Annotated in this window: 13 protein-coding genes; 5 read left to right on the forward strand and 8 right to left on the reverse strand. The window is 70.4% G+C overall.

Annotation, left to right across the window (positions count from 1 at the left end):
• Positions 1-3: 3 nt before the first annotated feature.
• The 4 genes from DN771_RS15815 to DN771_RS15830 form a co-directional block, all read right to left on the reverse strand.
• On the reverse strand, positions 4-2,883 hold the full coding sequence (locus DN771_RS15815; protein ID WP_162942012.1) for an efflux RND transporter permease subunit: 2,880 nt from the start codon (positions 2,881-2,883) through the stop codon (positions 4-6).
• Between the two features lie 59 nt (positions 2,884-2,942).
• Complete coding sequence (locus tag DN771_RS15820; protein WP_116998516.1) at positions 2,943-4,379, reverse strand: WS/DGAT/MGAT family O-acyltransferase; 1,437 nt, start codon at positions 4,377-4,379, stop codon at positions 2,943-2,945.
• 3 nt (positions 4,380-4,382) lie between these two features.
• Positions 4,383-5,849, reverse strand: coding sequence for a wax ester/triacylglycerol synthase domain-containing protein (locus DN771_RS15825; RefSeq protein WP_116998517.1), 1,467 nt, complete (start codon positions 5,847-5,849; stop codon positions 4,383-4,385).
• A gap of 144 nt (positions 5,850-5,993) precedes the next feature.
• Positions 5,994-6,527 (reverse strand): hypothetical protein, encoded by a 534-nt coding sequence (locus DN771_RS15830; RefSeq protein ID WP_116998518.1) that lies wholly within the window; start codon positions 6,525-6,527, stop codon positions 5,994-5,996.
• Between the two features lie 119 nt (positions 6,528-6,646).
• On the opposite strand from DN771_RS15830, the gene DN771_RS15835 reads away from it, so the two are divergent.
• From DN771_RS15835 to DN771_RS15845, 3 genes are read left to right on the forward strand one after another with little or no spacing between them, the layout of a single operon-like run.
• The gene (locus DN771_RS15835; RefSeq protein ID WP_116998519.1) at positions 6,647-7,327 is read left to right on the forward strand and encodes a response regulator transcription factor; all 681 of its coding nucleotides are present in this window, start codon (positions 6,647-6,649) and stop codon (positions 7,325-7,327) included.
• A complete protein-coding gene (locus tag DN771_RS15840; protein ID WP_116998520.1) occupies positions 7,324-8,646 on the forward strand; it encodes a sensor histidine kinase in 1,323 nt (440 codons plus the stop codon). The genes DN771_RS15835 and DN771_RS15840 overlap by 4 nt, the downstream gene beginning before the upstream one ends.
• Before the next feature lie 37 nt (positions 8,647-8,683).
• Positions 8,684-10,129: an MFS transporter gene (locus DN771_RS15845; protein WP_116998521.1), complete on the forward strand. Its 1,446-nt coding sequence runs from the start codon at positions 8,684-8,686 to the stop codon at positions 10,127-10,129.
• 36 nt (positions 10,130-10,165) lie between these two features.
• Here DN771_RS15845 and DN771_RS15850 read toward each other — a convergent pair whose 3' ends face one another.
• Complete coding sequence (locus DN771_RS15850; RefSeq protein ID WP_116998605.1) at positions 10,166-11,341, reverse strand: VOC family protein; 1,176 nt, start codon at positions 11,339-11,341, stop codon at positions 10,166-10,168.
• Between the two features lie 94 nt (positions 11,342-11,435).
• Here DN771_RS15850 and DN771_RS15855 point away from each other — a divergent pair, with 94 nt between their 5' ends.
• Positions 11,436-12,491 carry an alpha/beta hydrolase gene (locus DN771_RS15855; RefSeq protein WP_116998522.1) on the forward strand — a complete coding sequence of 352 codons (1,056 nt, stop codon included), beginning with the start codon at positions 11,436-11,438 and terminating at the stop codon, positions 12,489-12,491.
• A gap of 51 nt (positions 12,492-12,542) precedes the next feature.
• On the opposite strand, the gene DN771_RS15860 is transcribed toward DN771_RS15855, so the two are convergent.
• The 3 genes from DN771_RS15860 to DN771_RS15870 are packed head-to-tail and all read right to left on the reverse strand — an operon-like array spanning position 12,543 to position 15,770.
• Positions 12,543-13,376: an SDR family NAD(P)-dependent oxidoreductase gene (locus DN771_RS15860; RefSeq protein ID WP_116998523.1), complete on the reverse strand. Its 834-nt coding sequence runs from the start codon at positions 13,374-13,376 to the stop codon at positions 12,543-12,545.
• Between the two features lie 19 nt (positions 13,377-13,395).
• Complete coding sequence (locus tag DN771_RS15865) at positions 13,396-14,913, reverse strand: flavin-containing monooxygenase (protein ID WP_116998524.1); 1,518 nt, start codon at positions 14,911-14,913, stop codon at positions 13,396-13,398.
• Positions 14,910-15,770, reverse strand: coding sequence for a metal-dependent hydrolase (locus DN771_RS15870; protein WP_227462370.1), 861 nt, complete (start codon positions 15,768-15,770; stop codon positions 14,910-14,912). Before DN771_RS15870 ends, DN771_RS15865 begins: the two co-directional genes overlap by 4 nt.
• Positions 15,771-15,843: 73 nt before the next feature.
• Between DN771_RS15870 and DN771_RS15875 the strand changes: the two genes are divergently transcribed.
• Positions 15,844-16,464: a TetR/AcrR family transcriptional regulator gene (locus tag DN771_RS15875; RefSeq protein ID WP_162942013.1), complete on the forward strand. Its 621-nt coding sequence runs from the start codon at positions 15,844-15,846 to the stop codon at positions 16,462-16,464.
• The last annotated feature ends 2 nt before the right edge of the window (positions 16,465-16,466 follow it).

The raw sequence follows: 16,466 nt of genomic DNA on the forward strand, positions 1-16,466 counted from the left end.
GTGTCAGCTCTCGGCCGCGGCAGCGAGCTGCTCGGATGTGACGCCGCACCGCGTCGCGGCGGCGGCGAGGAGCTCGTCGACCGCGGCCGGCCGCGGGTCGGCCGCGATCCCCATGGCCAACAGGTCGGCCTCGGCGGTGGTGGCGATGAGGTCGTCGGCGGCGCAGCGCGCCGTGCCGGGCTCCACGCCGGCTCCCGTGAGGGCGTCCCAGAACAGGCCGGCCACGAGACCGCTCGGCCGCTCGGCCGGCCCGGGGGCAAGGATGTCGCCGTCGTTCGGGACAGAGGCGGCCACGACGTCCGCCGGCGACGACGTCGCGGACGTCTGGTCCTGTGCGGGGACCTCGGCCGACTCGGTGCGGCGCGGCGCAGCGGCGGTCTCGTCACCGCCGCCCGTCGTGGCGACGACCAGCGCGGCACCAGCGATCGCGAGCGCGAGTCCACTCGCCCAGCCGACGGGAGCCCGCCAGCGCGCGGGTGTCCGGCGCTCCGCCTCGTGCCCGCCGATCGTGAGCAGCCCGCGGCGGTCCGCCTCCATGACGAGCGGCGGGATCACGACCAGAGCTGACAGCACTGCGACGCCGATGTTGATGGTGACCACGAGACCGAAGTCCGCCAGCAGCGGCAACGGGGAGAGCATCAGTACGGCGAAACCGCCGAGCGTCGTCAGCGCCGACGTGAAGAAGGCTCGTCCTGTGCGCTCGGCGGCGACGCGCGTGCTCTCGTGGGGGTCCAGGCCGCGCTCGCGCTCCTCGGCGTAGCGCGCGACCAGCAGGATCGAGAACTCGGCGCACGTCGCCACGACCAGGGGTCCGCCCACGGTGGTCAACGGGCTGAGCGTGACGTCCAGGAGCCGGATCAGCAGGGCCGAGGTCCCGACCGCCAGGAGCACCGGCACCATCGTGAGCAGCCCGCGCGCCACGTCCCGGTGGGCCAGCACCACGAACGCCCCGACCAGCAGCAGCGCGACGATCGTGAGCGCCGAGCGGTTCGCGGTGATGTTCTCGAGCAACCCGACGCCCACCACGGCGAGGCCGCCGGTGGTCGCCGTGGCGTTCGCCGGCAGCAGCGCGGCGTCGCCGGGGTCGGCGATCGCCTCGCCGATCCGGTCGAGGACGACTGACCGTTCCTCGAGGCCCGACGGCCCGAGCTGGAACAGCACCTGCGCGGCGTTGCCGTCGGCGGCGACGAGCGTGCGCTGGAGCGCCGGCGGCGCGACCTCGTAGGCCTGCAGCATGTCCAGCCCACTCGGCGGGATCGACGGCGCGCCGTCCACATCGGTCAGCCAACCGACCGTTGTGGCCAGGCTCGACGCGCCGACCACCTCGGCGTTCTCCTCGCCGGTCCGGTCCACCAGGTCGACGACGAAGGCGCCCATCTGATCGGTGAACACGCCGTTCCCGGTGGACGGCCCGTCGGTCTCGACGAACACGCCGAGCGTCGTCGCCAGGCCGGTCTCGTCCTCGAGATGCCGGGCGTCCACGATGGTCTGGCTCGACGGGTCGGCCCAGTTGATCGGATCGCTCTCGATCCGCGTCCCGCTCTCGAGCAGGAGCCCGGCCACCGGCAGCACGACGGCGAGGACCACGAGCGGGACGACCGTCGCTCGAGGCAAGCTCCCGAGCCAGCGGACGGTGCGTTCGACCCACCCCACGCGGGGAGGCTTGCGCGTCGGCCAGCGGCGCTCGCGTGCCCCGATGATCGTCGTCGGCAGCACGATGCCGGCGGCGAGCAGAGCGATGATGCCGACCGAGAGGAGCAGCCCGAAGTCCTGGACCATGGGCACTCTCGAGATCCGCACGGTCAAGAAGGCGATCACGGCGGTCGCCGTCGCCCCCAGCATCGGTGGGCCCATGCGCCGCAGCGTCTCGCCGTACGGGCCGGGTGTGCGGTCGAGGGTTCGCTCCTCCTCGATGCGGTTCTGGATCTGGATGGCGAACTCGATGCCGAGACCGATGAGAATCGGCAGGCCGGCGATGGTGACGAGTGACAGGCTGGTGCCGGTGTAGCCGAACACGGCGAAGCCCCACAGGACGCCGACGGCCATGCCCAGCATGGGCAACAGCCGCCAGCGCACCGCGAAGCCGACGAGCAGGATGACCGCCATCACCACCACGGCGACGGCACCCAGTGTCATCATCCCGCCCTGGAGGTAGTCGTTGATGTCGGTGAGGAACGTCGGCGTGCCGGTGATCGTGATCGCCACGTCCTCGAAGGCGTGCCGCGAGAACGCCGTCTCCACGGCGCCGGACCCGTTCGACAACTCGTCGAGGGCGGCGTTCCCGACGAGCACCGCAGCGAACACGGCGTGGTGGGAGTCACGGATGAACGCCTGCAGCGGCCGCCTCACGACGAGGTCGTCTGCAGGAGGAGCGACGAGCGCGCCCTCGGCGTCGAGAGCGAAGCCGTCGTTGCCGAAGATGAGGAACGCTCGCCAGTCGGGGTTGGCGAGATCCTGCTCACCGGCGGCGGTGAGGCGCAGCGCGGTGATGGTGAGATCCTCCTGGCGTCGCGCCACCGCCGCGGCATCGGGCTCGCGGGCCGAGGTGCGGGCGAGGATGTCCGTCGCCACCCCGGTGGCCACCATGTCCTGAGTCCACGTCAGCAGGGCGACCGGCGAGATCACCGACTCGATCGCCGGGTCCGCCGCGATCTCGGCCTCGATCGCGTCGAGCTTGTCGATGTTCTCCGGCGTGAACAGGTCGACGACGGTCCGGCCCGGCGGCATCGTGAACAGCACGACCATGTTCTCGCCACCGAAGAGCGACTGGTAGCGGGCGTTGTCGTCGGCCACCTGGGAGTCGGGGTCGATGTAGCTGTCCTGGCCGGTGGCGAACTCGAGACGGGTGAGGCCGAAGCCGAGCAATGCGGTGACGACGGCCACGACCAAGAGTGTTCGCCCGGTGCGCCGGCTCAACGCCTCACCGACCCGCGACCACGTGCTCATCGGGATCGCCCCGAGGTCGCTTTCCGGGCCCGTCGCCTCGGGGCGGCCAGGTCGGCGTGCTCGCGTAGCGTCGTCATCTGCGCTTCGATGCGCTCGGCCATGAAGTGCACGTCGGGCGCGGCGTCGTAGTCGCCGGTGATCCCGAACGTGAGATGGCCGTTGTACGACAGCACGGCGACACCGATGCGGACGCCCGAGCTGAGCGGCACGAAGGGCAGGTACTCGAGCATTCCTCGACCGAGCGCGTACAGCGGGTACTGCGGTCCGGCCACGTTGGTGGTCACCGTGTTGATGTTGTGCTGCGGCATCCGTCGCAACGTCGCGGTGAGTGCTCGCACGGCGAGCGCTTGCAGCACGGGCGGTGAGAACGAGGCGATCGCCGTCGCCGCCGCCCCGGCCTCGACCTGATGAGCGGCCTTGAGACGGGCGAGTTCGGCGTGGACCGCGGTGAGGCGCTCGCGCGGATCGGAGACGGCGATGGGCAGCTCGGCGATCATCAGCGACACCTGGTTGTTCCGCGACGCGTCGCCGGGCGCACGTGTGGAGACGGGTACGAGCGTGCGTAGCGTCGTGTCGTCCACCGCCTCACCGCGCGTGGACAGCACGTCACGGAAGGCGCCGGCGATCACGGCCAACACCACATCGTTCACGGATCCTCCGAGTGCGGCACGGATCGCCTTGGCGTCGTCGAGCGTGCAGCGCGCCGCCGCGTACCGGCGATGCGGTCCGATCGACCCCTCGATCGACACCGGCGGGGCCGGCCGGGCGTAGTTGGCCAGTGAACGCGCGCCCGCCACGACGTCGGCAACCTGGCGAAGTGCAGCCCGAGGTCGCCGCACATTGCCGGCGAATGCGCGGAGTTGACGGATCGGCAGCCCGGCGAGCTCCCACGCCGCGCCCAGTGCCAGCTCGGCGTCACTCGGCTCGCGCGCCGGTGACCACGAGGCGGGCGTCGGGACGGCGGCGTCGCGGGCCGGATCGAGCAGGACGGCCATCATGTCCGTGCCCGCCACGCCGTCGACCATGCAGTGGTGCACCTTGGAGATGAGGGCCCACCGGTCGTCGGACAGGCCGTCGACGACCCACGCCTCCCACAGCGGCCGGTCGCGGTCGAGCTCCTGGGACATCAACCGCCCCATGAGGTTCTCCAGTTCGGTCTCGCCGCCGGGTGGCGGAAGGGCCGAGTGACGAACGTGGTAGTCGAGCTGGAAGTTCGCGTCGTCGACCCAGACGGGATGCGTGAGGCCGCCTGGCACCCTGCGGAGGCGCTGCCGGTAGCGCGGCAGAAGATCGAGCTTGCCGGCGATGAGGCCGACGACCTCGGCGAACAACGGCGGAGGCCCGGCGAAGATGGCGCACGAGCCGATGTGCATGTGGGACACGCCGTCCTCGGCGTTGACGAACAGAGCGTCGAGCGGACCGAGTCGTTCCATGGCTCACTGGCTCCCCGCCGCCAGCACCGCTCGGAACCCGTCGTGCACGCAGTCCCGCAGCACGTCGGGATCGTGGACAGCCGCGGTGTCGATGGTGATCCCGACACACCCGCGGTCGCGATGCGACAGGAACGCGATGCCGCAGGCGGCACCCGACGGCGGCGGGAACGCGTAGTGGGCGATCGCTTCGGCACCTGCCAGGTACGCGCGGCCCGTGAGCCCCGGCACGTTGGTGGCCACCAGGTCGACGCCCTTGAGCATCGTGCCGAAGAGCGACGTGGTCGCGACCACCGGCAGGCGGTTGAGCGCGCCGGCGATGATGTCGCTGAGGGGGACTGCTGGTTCCCGCCGCCAGCGCCTGGCGATCTCGCCGAGGCGGTGCATCTGATCGACGGGAGCCTCGTCGGTGATCGGCAGGGCGAAGCGCACGGGGGTGAATCGGTTGTTGCCGACGGGGTCGTCGTCCCGCCGCAGGTTGACGGGCATCGTCACTCGTAGGGATTCGGCGGTCACGCCGTGACGGACGTGGTACCGCCGCATGCCCTCGGCGACGGCGGCGAGGAACGCGTCGTTGAGCGTCGCCCCGGCGGCGTGCGCCGCGGCGAGCATCTCGGGCAGGGACACGTCGAACGCTTCGAGACGACGTGACATCCCCCGCCCCCGCATCGCCGGCGACAACGGCGCACCAGCCGGGCGCAGCATCCGGCCGACGGAGCGAACCCCGCGGACGGCAGCGGCCGCGGTGTGCACCGGATCCCGGAGGGCCGACGCCGTCCACCTCGGGATGGCGGCCCCGAGGCGAGCGCTCGAGAGGGCGACCCGGGCGTTCTCCACCATGGCGTCGGCGATCGACGTCAGGTAGGGGCTCGGGCCCCGTGATGACGAGGTGGAGGGGACGGGAACAACGGCACCCTCGCGCCGTGACGCCGCACGCCGGCGCGGGTTGCGGACGTCGTCGACGATCGCCCGGGCGAGCAGCATTCCTCCCACCCCATCGGTGACGCTGTGGTGCATCTTCTCGATCAGTGCCGCCCGGCCCCCGGTGAGCCCTTCGACGAGCGTGAACTCCCAGAGCGGGCGTTCCTTGTCGAACGCGGCCATCGCCATCGGGGCGGCCATGGCGAGCACGGCGTCGAGGTCACCCGGCGGTGGCACGACAGCGCGACGGAGGTGGTAGTCCACGTCGAATCGGTCGTCGTCGATCCAGTGCGGATTCGCCAGACGCATCGGGGCCGCGACGACGCGCTGCCGAAGGCGCGGGATCGCGGCCGAGACGTCGAGCAGGCGGTCGCGCAACCGATCCCAGTCGGGAACTCGGTCGAAGACGGCGACGGCCACGATGGTGGTCCGCAGCGTCGGATCGCGCTCGATGTTCCAGAGCAGTGTGTCGGACTCGTTGAGCCGTTTCCTGAAGCGGTCGGCGGTCAGACCCGGGGAGGGGACGCTTGCGGATGCGGGTCGGACTGGCATGTGACTCCCTCCGAGGAGTGGCCTGCATCGACCGTACGCAGGCACCGCCTGGAGCCGGTAGAGGCGAACGTCCTGAGCCGCCCTGCCGAGCCGACCGTTGCGGTTTGGTGCCGAACGCCAAGCGCAACGGGGCTGGCCGCCCCCTCAGTCGTCGGTCTCGGTGGCGACGACGGTGAGGTCGTCGGCCAGCTCGACCTCGACGGTCGTGCCGTCGGCGAGCTCGACGTCGGCGTCGTAGCCCCCGTCGTCCTCGTCGTGGTCGACTTCGACGACCACGCCGTCGTCGCCGGCCTCCGTCAGCGCCGCATCGTGGGCGCCGGCGAGGTCGACATCGGCCAGGGCGGCGATCTGGGCCGACGTGAGCGTGTCGTCGTCATCGTCGTCGCGGCTCTCGTCGGTCGTGCCGGTGACGACGAACTCGTCGTCGAGGCGGACCTCGATCACGGTGCCGTCGGTCAGGGCGACTTCGACCTCGTAGCCGTTGCGTTCGACCGAGTAGGCGACGACGGTCCCGTCGCCCGTCTCGGCGAGGGCCGCCTCCGAGGCCCGGCCCAGATCGGTCGTCGGCTCGGCGCTGGTTGGTTCGGGTGGAGTGGTCGTTGCGGCGGCGAGGCCACCGACGAGAACGGCGGCGGATGTGGCGAGGCCGGCAGTGGCAAGCAGTCGGGAGGTGTTCATGCCATCACTCTGCGGACCGCAACCTGACAGGAACCTGACGGTGCGTCGCAAGGGTTCAGCGTCTGTTCAGCCGTGCACGGACATCATCCGAGGGTGTCCGGCCCGGCGATGATGTCCACGTGAAGTTGCTCGTCGTCGAGGACGACCGCAAGATCGCTGCCGCCGTGCGACGGGGGCTCGAGGCCGAGGGTTTCACCGTGGACGTCGCCCACGACGGCGACGACGGCTGGTGGATGGCGACCGAGGGCGTCTACGACCTGATCGTTCTCGACCTGATGCTGCCGGGCCGCAACGGGTTCGTGATCTGCCGCGACCTGCGAGCGGCGGGCGACTGGACGCCGATCCTGATGCTGACGGCCAAGGCCGGTGACCTCGACGAGGCGGAAGGTCTGGAAACGGGCGCCGACGACTACCTCACCAAGCCGTTCTCGTTCCCCGTGCTCGTCGCCCGCATCCGGTCGCTGATGCGCCGCGCCCAGCGGGGGCGTGGCCTCGGCGACACGACCGTGGTCGGCGACGTCATCGTCGACTCGGCGAGCCGCCGCGTGCTGGTGGGTGACGACGAGATCGACCTGACGCGGCGTGAGTTCGACGTCCTCGAGTTCCTCGCCCGGCGGGCGGGGACGACCGTGTCCAAGGATGCGATCCTCGACGGAGTCTGGGAGTTCGACTTCGACGGCAACCCGAACATCGTCGAGGTCTACGTCGCCCGCCTACGCCGCAAGCTGGACGAGCCGTACGGCACCAACCGCATCGTCACGCTGCGTGGCGCCGGGTACCGGATGGAGTCGTCACCATGATCCGGCGAGCCTCGTTGCAGCTGAAGGTCACGACCGTGGCGATCGTGGCCGTGGCGGCGGTGCTCGCCGTGGCCTCGGCAGCGCTCGTCGTCCTGCATCGCAACGCGCAGATCGACTCGCTCGACGACCGGATCGCGGCTCGGGCCGAGCTGCTCGCCGAGTCCCCCGCGACCGCCGGATCCGACGGCGGCGACGACCTGTTCGTCGTGCTCGACGCGAGCGGTGCCGTCGTGGCAACCAACGCCGACGAGGACGAGCTGGCCGAGCTGGCCACCCTCGCCGGCGCCGGCGACCACGGGACGTCCGACGTCGACGGCGACGCCGTGCGCTACGTGGTCGAGCGACACGACGACGCGACCGCAGTGGTCGCCGGTGACCGTGACGACGTCGACGAGAGCGTGAGCGAGCTGACACGCCTGCTGCTGTGGATCATCCCCCTTGCCGTCGTCCTGCTTGGAGCGCTGGTCTGGCTGGTCGTGGGACGGACGCTGCGGCCGGTCGAGCGGATGCGGGCCGAGGTCGATCAGATCGGGCTCACCGAGCTGGACCGGCGAGTCCCGCAGCCGCCCGGGAGGGACGAGATCGCCCGGTTGGCGACGACCATGAACGCCATGCTCGACCGGCTGCAGGCGGCGGCCGAGGCGCAGGGGCGCTTCGTCGCCGATGCGTCGCACGAGCTGCGTACGCCGCTGGCCCGGATGCGTGCCGAGCTCGAGGTCGACGAGAGCGCCCCGGACCGCGCCGATCCCGCGGCGACCCGCCACAGCCAGCTCGAGGAGATCGCCACGCTGCAGCGGCTGGTCGACGACCTCTTGGTGCTCGCGCGGAGCGACGCCGGCGCGGTGCGGCGCACCTCCCCGGTGGACCTGGGCGACGTGGTGCTCGACGAGGCGGCGCGACGGGCGCCGACCGATGGCGGCATCGTGATCGGGACAGACGGGGTCGGCGACGCCAGAGTGGACGGTGTGGAGAGCGAGCTGCGCCGGGTTGTCGCCAACCTGTTGGACAACGCCGTTCGGTACGCCCGATCGACGGTGACGATCACGCTGCACCGCGCCGACGCATCGACGGTGCTCGTGGTGGCCGACGACGGGCCGGGGATTCCCGTCGAGCGGCGCAGCGACGTGTTCCAACGCTTCACCCGCCTCGACGCGTCGCGCACCGCCTCGACGGGCGGCACCGGGCTCGGGTTGGCGATCGTGCGTGACCTGGTGGCCCGCCACGGTGGCACGGTCACCGTGGACGAGGCCCAGGGCGGCGGCGCCCGCTTCATCGTCGAGATCCCCACCACGGACGCGCTCGCCTCCGGGCGCGCTTGACTTCAAGCGCACTTGATGCCCTACCGTTCGGCCGGCCATGACTGACACGCCCCACGAGCCGGATCCGGCACAAACCAGCGCCCCGACCGCGTCGCGCAAGACGCTCCGGATCGGTCTCGTCGCCGTCGTCACGCTGGTGGCGTTCGAGTCCCTCGCCGTCATCACGGTGCTGCCCGAGATCGAGGACGACCTCGGTGGCGTGGAGTGGTACGGCTGGGTCACCACTGCGTTCTTCCTCGGCACCATGCTCGGCATCGTCGCCGCCGGCGAGCAGGCCGATCGCCGCGGGGCCGGGCGTCCGTACGTGATCGGTCTCGTCCTGTTCGCCGCCGGGCTGGTGATCGGTGGATTGGCGCCGTCGATGCCCGTGCTCGTCGCCGGCCGACTCGTGCAGGGCTTCGGCGCCGGCGTCGTGCCGGCCATCGGCTACATCGCCATCGGTCGCGCCTTCTCGCCCGAGGAGCGGCCACGGATGTTCGCTCTGCTCTCGACGGCATGGGTGGTTCCGGGCGTCGTCGGTCCGGTCATCGCCGAGCGGGTCGCCGCTGCGGTGGGTTGGCGCTGGGTGTTCCTCGCCCTCATCCCGCTCGTCGCCGTGGCCGGGTCGTTCGTCGTGCCGGCGATCCGCACGCTGGGCCCGAGCGCCGCCGCCCCTTCCGGCGGCGACGGTGAATCGACACCGTTCCTGCGGCGGCGCATGGTCGAGGCGGTCCGGGTCGCCGCGGGCGCGGCGCTGATCGTCGCCGCGCTCGAGGAGCGCGGATGGGTGCTCGTCCCGGGGATCGCCGCCGGTGTGCTCGTCGGGATCGGCTCGCTCCGTCGCCTGGCACCGGCCGGCACGCTCCACGCGGCACGGGGTCTCCCCGCTGCGGTGCTCTCGCGCGGCCTGCTGACCTTCGCCTTCTTCGGCACCGACACGTTCGTGCCCTACGCCATCACCGACGGTCGGGGACACTCGACATTCTCCGGCAGCGTGGTCGTCACGACTGCGACGCTGACGTGGACGATCGGCACGTGGAGCCAAGAGCGCTACATCACGCGGACCGGCGAGCGCTTCTTCGTCCGCGCCGGCTTCTGCGTGATCACGGTCGGGGTGCTCATCGTCGCCCTCTCGGCGATGCCCGACGTGGTGCCGTTCTGGGGCATCCACGTCGGGTGGACGCTCGGCGGACTCGGGATGGGTCTGGCCTACGCCGCCCACTCGCAGCAAGTGCTGCGGCTCGCACCGACGGGGGGTGACGGAGCGGCGACGGCGTCATTGCAGCTGTTCGACAATCTCGGCATCGCCCTCGGCACCGGAGCGGTCGGGGTGGTGGTCTCGTACGGGGACACCTCCGGGTGGGCAGCCGGTGACGCCGTGGCCCTCGCCGTCCTCCTGTCGGCCGCGGTCGCCGGGACCGGCGTCTTCGTCGCTCGTCGCCTCGACGGAGGGCGCGCGTCGACGCGAGACCACGGCGCCAGGGTCCACCAAGTCTCCGTCTGATCGTCCTGGTCGGGGCGCTCCCGTCGCCCGGGCTTCTCAGGATCCGGCGATGAGCACCAACTCGTTGCCTTCGGGGTCGGCCAGCTGCCAACGGCCGTCCATCCCGTCGAGGAGTGTTCCGCCGGCATCGACGATCGTCTCGAGGCGGGCGGCACCGACGTCCTCGGGTACGGCGAGCTCCACATGGATGCGGTTGCGCTGTCGGCGCCGCTCCGTGTCCGACACGTCGAGCGGTTGGAACACCAGCACCGGGTTCAGCCGGCGTGGATCGATGAGGTCGGTGACCCCGGACCGGCGGTCGGGGACGTAGCCGAGCGCACCCGTCCAGAACGCGCGGACGGCCGCGACATCGGCGGCGTCGAGGAAGAGTTGGGTGAAGCGAGGCAGCTCGGCGTCGGCGACGGCCCCGACGCTCCGGGCCGCGGCTTGGACCGCTGCGGCGAGGTCGTCGAACCCGATGTCGAGGCCGTGCGCGTCTCGTTCCCACAGGTCCTTGCCCGAGTCGAGGATCACGAGTCCGGGACGCAGATCGACGAGCAGGGGGAAGCCAGCATCGTCAGCCAGGTCGGCTGCCGCAGCCACGAGGTCGCGCTGTTGCGCAGGCGACGACGTGCGGTAGCACGCCATCGCGCTGAACACGGCCTGCCAGTCGGCGATCTCGTCGCGATCACCCAGCGCGCCGGCCGGCACGACGTCGGCCTCGTTGCCGTCCGGGTCGGAGTGACGCACCCCGTAGGGACCGGAGCCGTCACCCAGCCCCACCTGCGCGACGGACGTGGCCGGTCGCACGATGTCGAGGTGGATGCGGTTCCGCAACGGCCGCAACTCGGTGGACTCGCTGATCCGAAGCGGGGGATCGCGACGCTGCGGATCCGTCAGCCTGCCGTCGGGCCCGGGCTCGTAAGCGAGGGTGCGCTGCCAGAACTGCCTCACGCCCGTCGGCTCGGACGATTCGATCACGACGCGCAGCTGTTGCAGGACGGCGGGGTCCGGCGTCAGTCCGAGCCTGCGGGCGGCGGCCGACAGCAGCGCGGCGTGCTCGTCCGAGTCGAGGCGCACCCGGACGCCGGTCGGGCGTACGTCCACATCGGCGGCGACCGGTAGCCCGACGATGTGTCCGGCGAGGGCGGCGCCCTGGTTGAGGGATGCGGCGGCGAACCACGCCGTGGCCACTCCGTCGACCAGCCACCACTCTGATCCGTTCCCCGTCATGCCCGCACCGTACGCCGATTTCATCAGGCGATGCGCCGGATCGAACCGTCCCTCCGGTCCGAGACGGCCCAAGCGTGCAGGCAAGACTGTGGCGATGTCATCCACTGTGGAGGCCGCATCCGGGCCGGACGTCCAGAACGATCGTCGTCTCGATCCACGCGTCAAACGAGCCCTGCGCAACGTCCCGTCGCGCCCCCTCGACGACATCGACAGCCGTGATCGCCTGGTCGAGATCTCGAACTCCGAATCGGCCTTGGCCATGGCCGCCAAGCTCGAGGATCTCTACGCCCGCTTCGACACCGCCGACGTCGCGCCGTTCGACGGATTGCGGATCGAGACTCGCGAGTTCGTGTCGTCTCCCGACGGCAACGCCGTCAAGGTGCTGTTCATCCGGCCCGACACCGACGACGTCCTCCCGGGCGTCGTCTATCTCCACGGCGGCGGGATGCAGACCGGTTCGTGTTTCAACGCCATCTATCGGATGTGGGGCCGCGTGCTGGCCCACCAGGGTCTCGCCGTGTCGATGATCGACTTCCGCAACTGTCTCACGCCGTCGTCGGCGCCCGAGATCGAGCCGTTCCCCGCCGGCCTGAACGACTGCGCGGCCGGGGTTCGGTGGACCGCGGACAACGCCGACGAGCTGGGGATCGATCCGGCGCGTGTGATCGTGGCGGGGGAGAGCGGGGGCGGGAACCTGACCCTGGCGACGGGCTTGCAGCTACTGCGCGATGGCGACATGGGGCTCGTCCACGGCCTGTACGCCCTGTGTCCCTACATCGCCGGACAGTGGCCACAGGAGCGATTCCCGTCGTCGATCGAGAACGAAGGCATCCTCCTCAACCTCCACCACAACCGCGGAGCCGTCGCCTATGGCATCGAGCAGCTCGAGGCGGGAAATCCCCTGGCCTGGCCAGCCTTCGCCACTGAGGACGACGTTCGTGGACTGGCGCCGACGTTCATCAGCGTCAACGAAGCCGACCCGCTGCGCGACGAGGGCATCGAGTTCTACCGCCTGCTGCTGCAGGCCGGAGTCAGCGCGCAGTGCCGTGTCGTGATGGGCACCTCGCACGGCATGGACATCTTCGCCGCTGCGCTCCCCGACGTCGCCGCCCAGACGGCCGCCAGCATCGCGCTCTTCGCCCGTACCTGAAGGATCGACGCCGGTACGCCTGCGTCTCGATGTCGAGGAGAGCGATGGCGTTCACCTCGGGCGTCGGCGGGCGCCGGCGCTGATGAGGCGTTGGCTCAGCGCGGCCGGCAGGCGCGCGAGGCCGTCGATCACGGTGGCGTCGGGGCCGACGAGCACGCGTCGCCGGTTGCGCCGCACGGCCTTGACGATGGCCTTGGCGGCCCTCTCCGGCGACGTGATGGCGATCTTGTCGAAGTCGGCGACCGCCTGGTCGCGTGAGCCGGCGAGCACCGTGACGCTCTCGTCCATCCGGGCGTTGCGGGCGATGTTGGTCGTGATGCCTCCGGGATGCACGGTGGTGGCCGACACGCCGCACCTGGCTGCGTCGAGCTCCATGCGGAGACAGTCGGTGAAGCCGCGCACGGCGAATTTGCTGGCGTTGTACGTGCCCTGCGACGGCACGCTGATCAGCCCGAACACGCTGGACAGGTTGACGATGTGACCGGCCCCGGACTGCATCAGATGGGGCAGGAAGGCCTTGGTGCCGTGCACCACGCCCCAGAAGTTGATGTTCATCAACCACTCGAAGTCCTCGTACGACACCGACTCGATGGTGGAGGCGACGGCGACGCCGGCGTTGTTGACGACGAGGTTGACCTTGCCGTGCTCGGAGACCACCTCGTCGGCCCAGGCGTACACGGCATGGCGATCAGCGACGTCGACGCGTTGCGACGTGACCTTCACGCCGCGGCCCTCGCAGCGGGCGACCGTGTCGGCGAGGCCGGACTCGTCGATGTCGGAGAGGGCGAGGTGCATGCCGCGTCCCGCCAGCTCGATCGCGAGGGCGCGGCCGATTCCCGATCCGGCACCCGTGATCGCCGCGACCCGGCCGTCGAGCTTCTTCATGGTCGATCCGAGCGCCGCGTCACGACCCGGCCGCGGCGAGGAGATCGGGGCCGGCTGTCGCCGGCGAGACCGCTGGGACCGGATTGGAGAACTCCATCGCCTCGTCGGTGATGCCGCGGAGCTTGAGCGCCCGGTAGTCGGCGAGGTAGCTCTGCTTGACCCGCCACGGGAACTTCGAACCCTGCTTCGGGAATCGATCGGCGGCGCGCTGGATGTAGCCCGACGAGAGCCCGAGCAATGGCTGAGCAGACACCGACGTGTCCGAGTTGCGGGGCGTGCATTGCCGCAGGCCGTTGTCGCGGAGGTGATTGAGCAGCCGTGTGACGTAGTCGCACGTGAGGTCACACTTCAGCGTCCACGAGGCATTCGTGTAGCCGACGGCCAACGCGAGGTTGGGCAAGCCCTCGAGCATCATGCCCTTGTAGGTCAGACGGCTGGGGACGTCGACGGGCTCGCCGTCGACGGCGAGCTCGATACCGCCGATGAAGAGCAGCTCGAGCCCGGTCGCGCTGACGACGATGTCGGCATCGAGGTGATCGCCCGAGACCAGCTCGATGCCGGTCTCGTCGAACGTGGCGATGTGATCGGTGACCACCGACGCGGTGCCGGCCGAGATCGCCTTGAACAGGTCGCCGTCGGGCACGGCACAGAGGCGCTGGTCCCACGGGTTGTAGCGGGGGTTGAAGTGCGTGTCGACGGGGTAGCCCTCGGGGAGCTGACGGACGGCGCCGCGGCGCAGCAGGCGCTTGACGAACTCGGGGCGGCGCTGGCTGAGCTGGAAGAAGCCTTGCGTGCTGAGGGCCAGCATCCAGCGAATCGTCCGTCCGGCGACGCGGTCCGGTAGCACTCGCTTGAGCAGGTTGGCGATGAGGTTCTGCTGCGGCACGTTCGCGACGTACGTGGGAGAACGTTGGAGCATCGTGACGTGGGCCGCCCGCTCGGCGAGTGACGGCACGAGGGTGACGGCGGTGGCGCCGCTGCCGATCACGACGATGCGCTTGCCGTCGTAGTCGAGGTCCTGGGGCCAGTGCTGCGGGTGCACCACGGTGCCGGCGAACCGGTCGAGTCCGGGGAAGTCCGGCTCGTAGCCATGGTCGTAGCGGTAGTAGCCGGTGCAGGAGAAGATGAAGCCGGCGGTCAGCCGGACGGTCTCACCGGTGTCGGTCCGTTCGGCGGTCACGTGCCAACACGCGTCTTCGGTGGACCAGTCCGCGTTCACGATGCGGTGGTGGAAGCGGATCTGCCGGTCGACGCCGGACTCGGCCGCCGTCTCCCTGATGTAGCGGAGGATCGACGGGCCGTCGGCGATCGTCTTCGCGCCGGGCCACGGCCGGAACGAGTAGCCGAGCGTGTACATGTCCGAGTCGGAACGGATGCCGGGGTACCGGAACAGATCCCAGGTCCCGCCGATGGCGTCACGCGACTCGAAGATCGCGTAGCTCACCCAGGGGCACTTCTCCTGCAGGTAGTGACCGGCCCCGATCCCCGACAGTCCGGCGCCGACGACGAGGACGTCGAGGTGCTCGGGGATCGTCACGCGACCCGTCCGGCGCCCACGAGCTTGTCGTTGTGCGTACCGTTCGGTCCGAACAGGCGCTCGCACCACTCCTCGAGGAGAGCGTCGGTGTCACTGTCGTCGGGGTGGAAGTCGGATCGGTTGTAGTCCTTGAGCTGGGCCCACAGGGCGGGCTGCGCGAGGGGCGAACGGCGGAAGCGCCGCCAGCTCGCGCGCAGCTTGCCCTTGCGGTACGTCTCGCGGTCGCCGAGGAGCGAAGCGGTGGTGAACAGCGTCATGGCCACCACGAACCCGATACGGATCATGTTCATGGTCCACACTCGCATGCGCTCGGTGCCCCCGACGGCCTTGTAGACGTCGAACGCCACCGCCTTGTGTTCGCTCTCCTCCAGGGCGTGCCACACGAAGACGTCGCGAATCGCCTCGTGGCCGAAGAGACGCCGCGTCTCCTCGTTCGACAGCACGAGCTCGGCGAGGGTCGCCGTCCAGTGTTCGAGGGCGGCCGTCATGGCGAGGTTGGCCTTCGGGGGAGCGAGTCGCTCGCGAAACGTCACGGCGCGGCGGGTGATGCGCTCGATCCGCTTGACCGGGTAGCCCAGCTCTCCGAGGCGGTCGTTCAGGGCCCGGTGCTCACGGCCGTGCATCGCCTCCTGGCCGATGAAGCCGGCCACCTGTCGCTTGAGCGCCGGATCGGTGATGTCGTCGCGGAAGTGGCGCACCGAGCGGACGAAGAAGTCCTCGCCGTCCGGAAAGACCGCCGACAGGCAGGCGGTGAGGTGGCTGCTGATCAGGTCGCCGTCGGCGGCGAAGTGCTTGGGAACGGTGGCGAGCGACGCCTCGAAGGAGATGCGACGGGTGAGCACGTTGCGCGGCGTCATACCCGGACTCTAGACGAATTGAGAGAAGTGCTCAACCCCTCAATTTTGCATCCCGGATTGGTACGTTAGGGGCGTGACGACCGACGACCCGACGCGTGATCCGGACACGCCACTGACCTCGAAGGGCGCGCGCACCCGCCGGTCCATCCTCGATGCGGCGATCGTCCGCTTCGGTCGCGACGGCTACCGCGCCACCTCGGTGGCCGACGTGGCCCGTGACGCAGGCGTCGGTGGCACCGTGGCCTATGCCTACTTCCCCAACAAGGAAGCCCTCTTCCTGGCCGCCGCCGACGAGGACGCCGCCGAACTGGTGGCCAAAGGCCTCTCGATCGTGTTCGACGACCCGCAGCGCGTCGACTGGTTCGCCCGGGTCATGTCGACACTCGTCGGCTCGCTCGACGATCACCCGCTGGCCCGGCGCCTGCTCGCCGGCCTCGAGCCCGACGTCACCCAGCGAGTGCTCGAGATCCCGGCCCTCGCCGAGTTGCGCAAGGCATGCACCGAGCGCCTGCGCGCCGAGCAGCTGGGTGGATCGGTGCGGCGTGACATCGATCCGGCGCAGATCGCCAACGGCATGGTGATGGTCATCCTCTCGCTGCTGCGTTCGACGGTGCAGCTCGGCCTCGAGGCGACGGCTCCGTACGCCACCGACATCACGGCTGTCTTCTCCGCCGCCATCGACATTCCGCGCTGACG

The sequence above is a fragment of the Desertimonas flava genome, assembly GCF_003426815.1.
Lineage (GTDB): Bacteria > Actinomycetota > Acidimicrobiia > Acidimicrobiales > Ilumatobacteraceae > Desertimonas > Desertimonas flava.

Bases quoted from the DNA above. Each gene is read 5' to 3' on its own strand.
- DN771_RS15820 (WP_116998516.1), bottom strand. From the start codon at position 4,379: ATGGAACGACTCGGTCCGCTCGACGCTCTGTTCGTCAACGCCGAGGAC.
- DN771_RS15825 (WP_116998517.1), bottom strand. From the start codon at position 5,849: ATGCCAGTCCGACCCGCATCCGCAAGCGTCCCCTCCCCGGGTCTGACC.
- DN771_RS15830 (WP_116998518.1), bottom strand. From the start codon at position 6,527: ATGAACACCTCCCGACTGCTTGCCACTGCCGGCCTCGCCACATCCGCC.
- DN771_RS15840 (WP_116998520.1), top strand. From the start codon at position 7,324: ATGATCCGGCGAGCCTCGTTGCAGCTGAAGGTCACGACCGTGGCGATC.
- DN771_RS15845 (WP_116998521.1), top strand. From the start codon at position 8,684: ATGACTGACACGCCCCACGAGCCGGATCCGGCACAAACCAGCGCCCCG.
- DN771_RS15850 (WP_116998605.1), bottom strand. From the start codon at position 11,341: ATGACGGGGAACGGATCAGAGTGGTGGCTGGTCGACGGAGTGGCCACG.
- DN771_RS15855 (WP_116998522.1), top strand. From the start codon at position 11,436: ATGTCATCCACTGTGGAGGCCGCATCCGGGCCGGACGTCCAGAACGAT.
- DN771_RS15860 (WP_116998523.1), bottom strand. From the start codon at position 13,376: ATGAAGAAGCTCGACGGCCGGGTCGCGGCGATCACGGGTGCCGGATCG.
- DN771_RS15870 (WP_227462370.1), bottom strand. From the start codon at position 15,770: ATGACGCCGCGCAACGTGCTCACCCGTCGCATCTCCTTCGAGGCGTCG.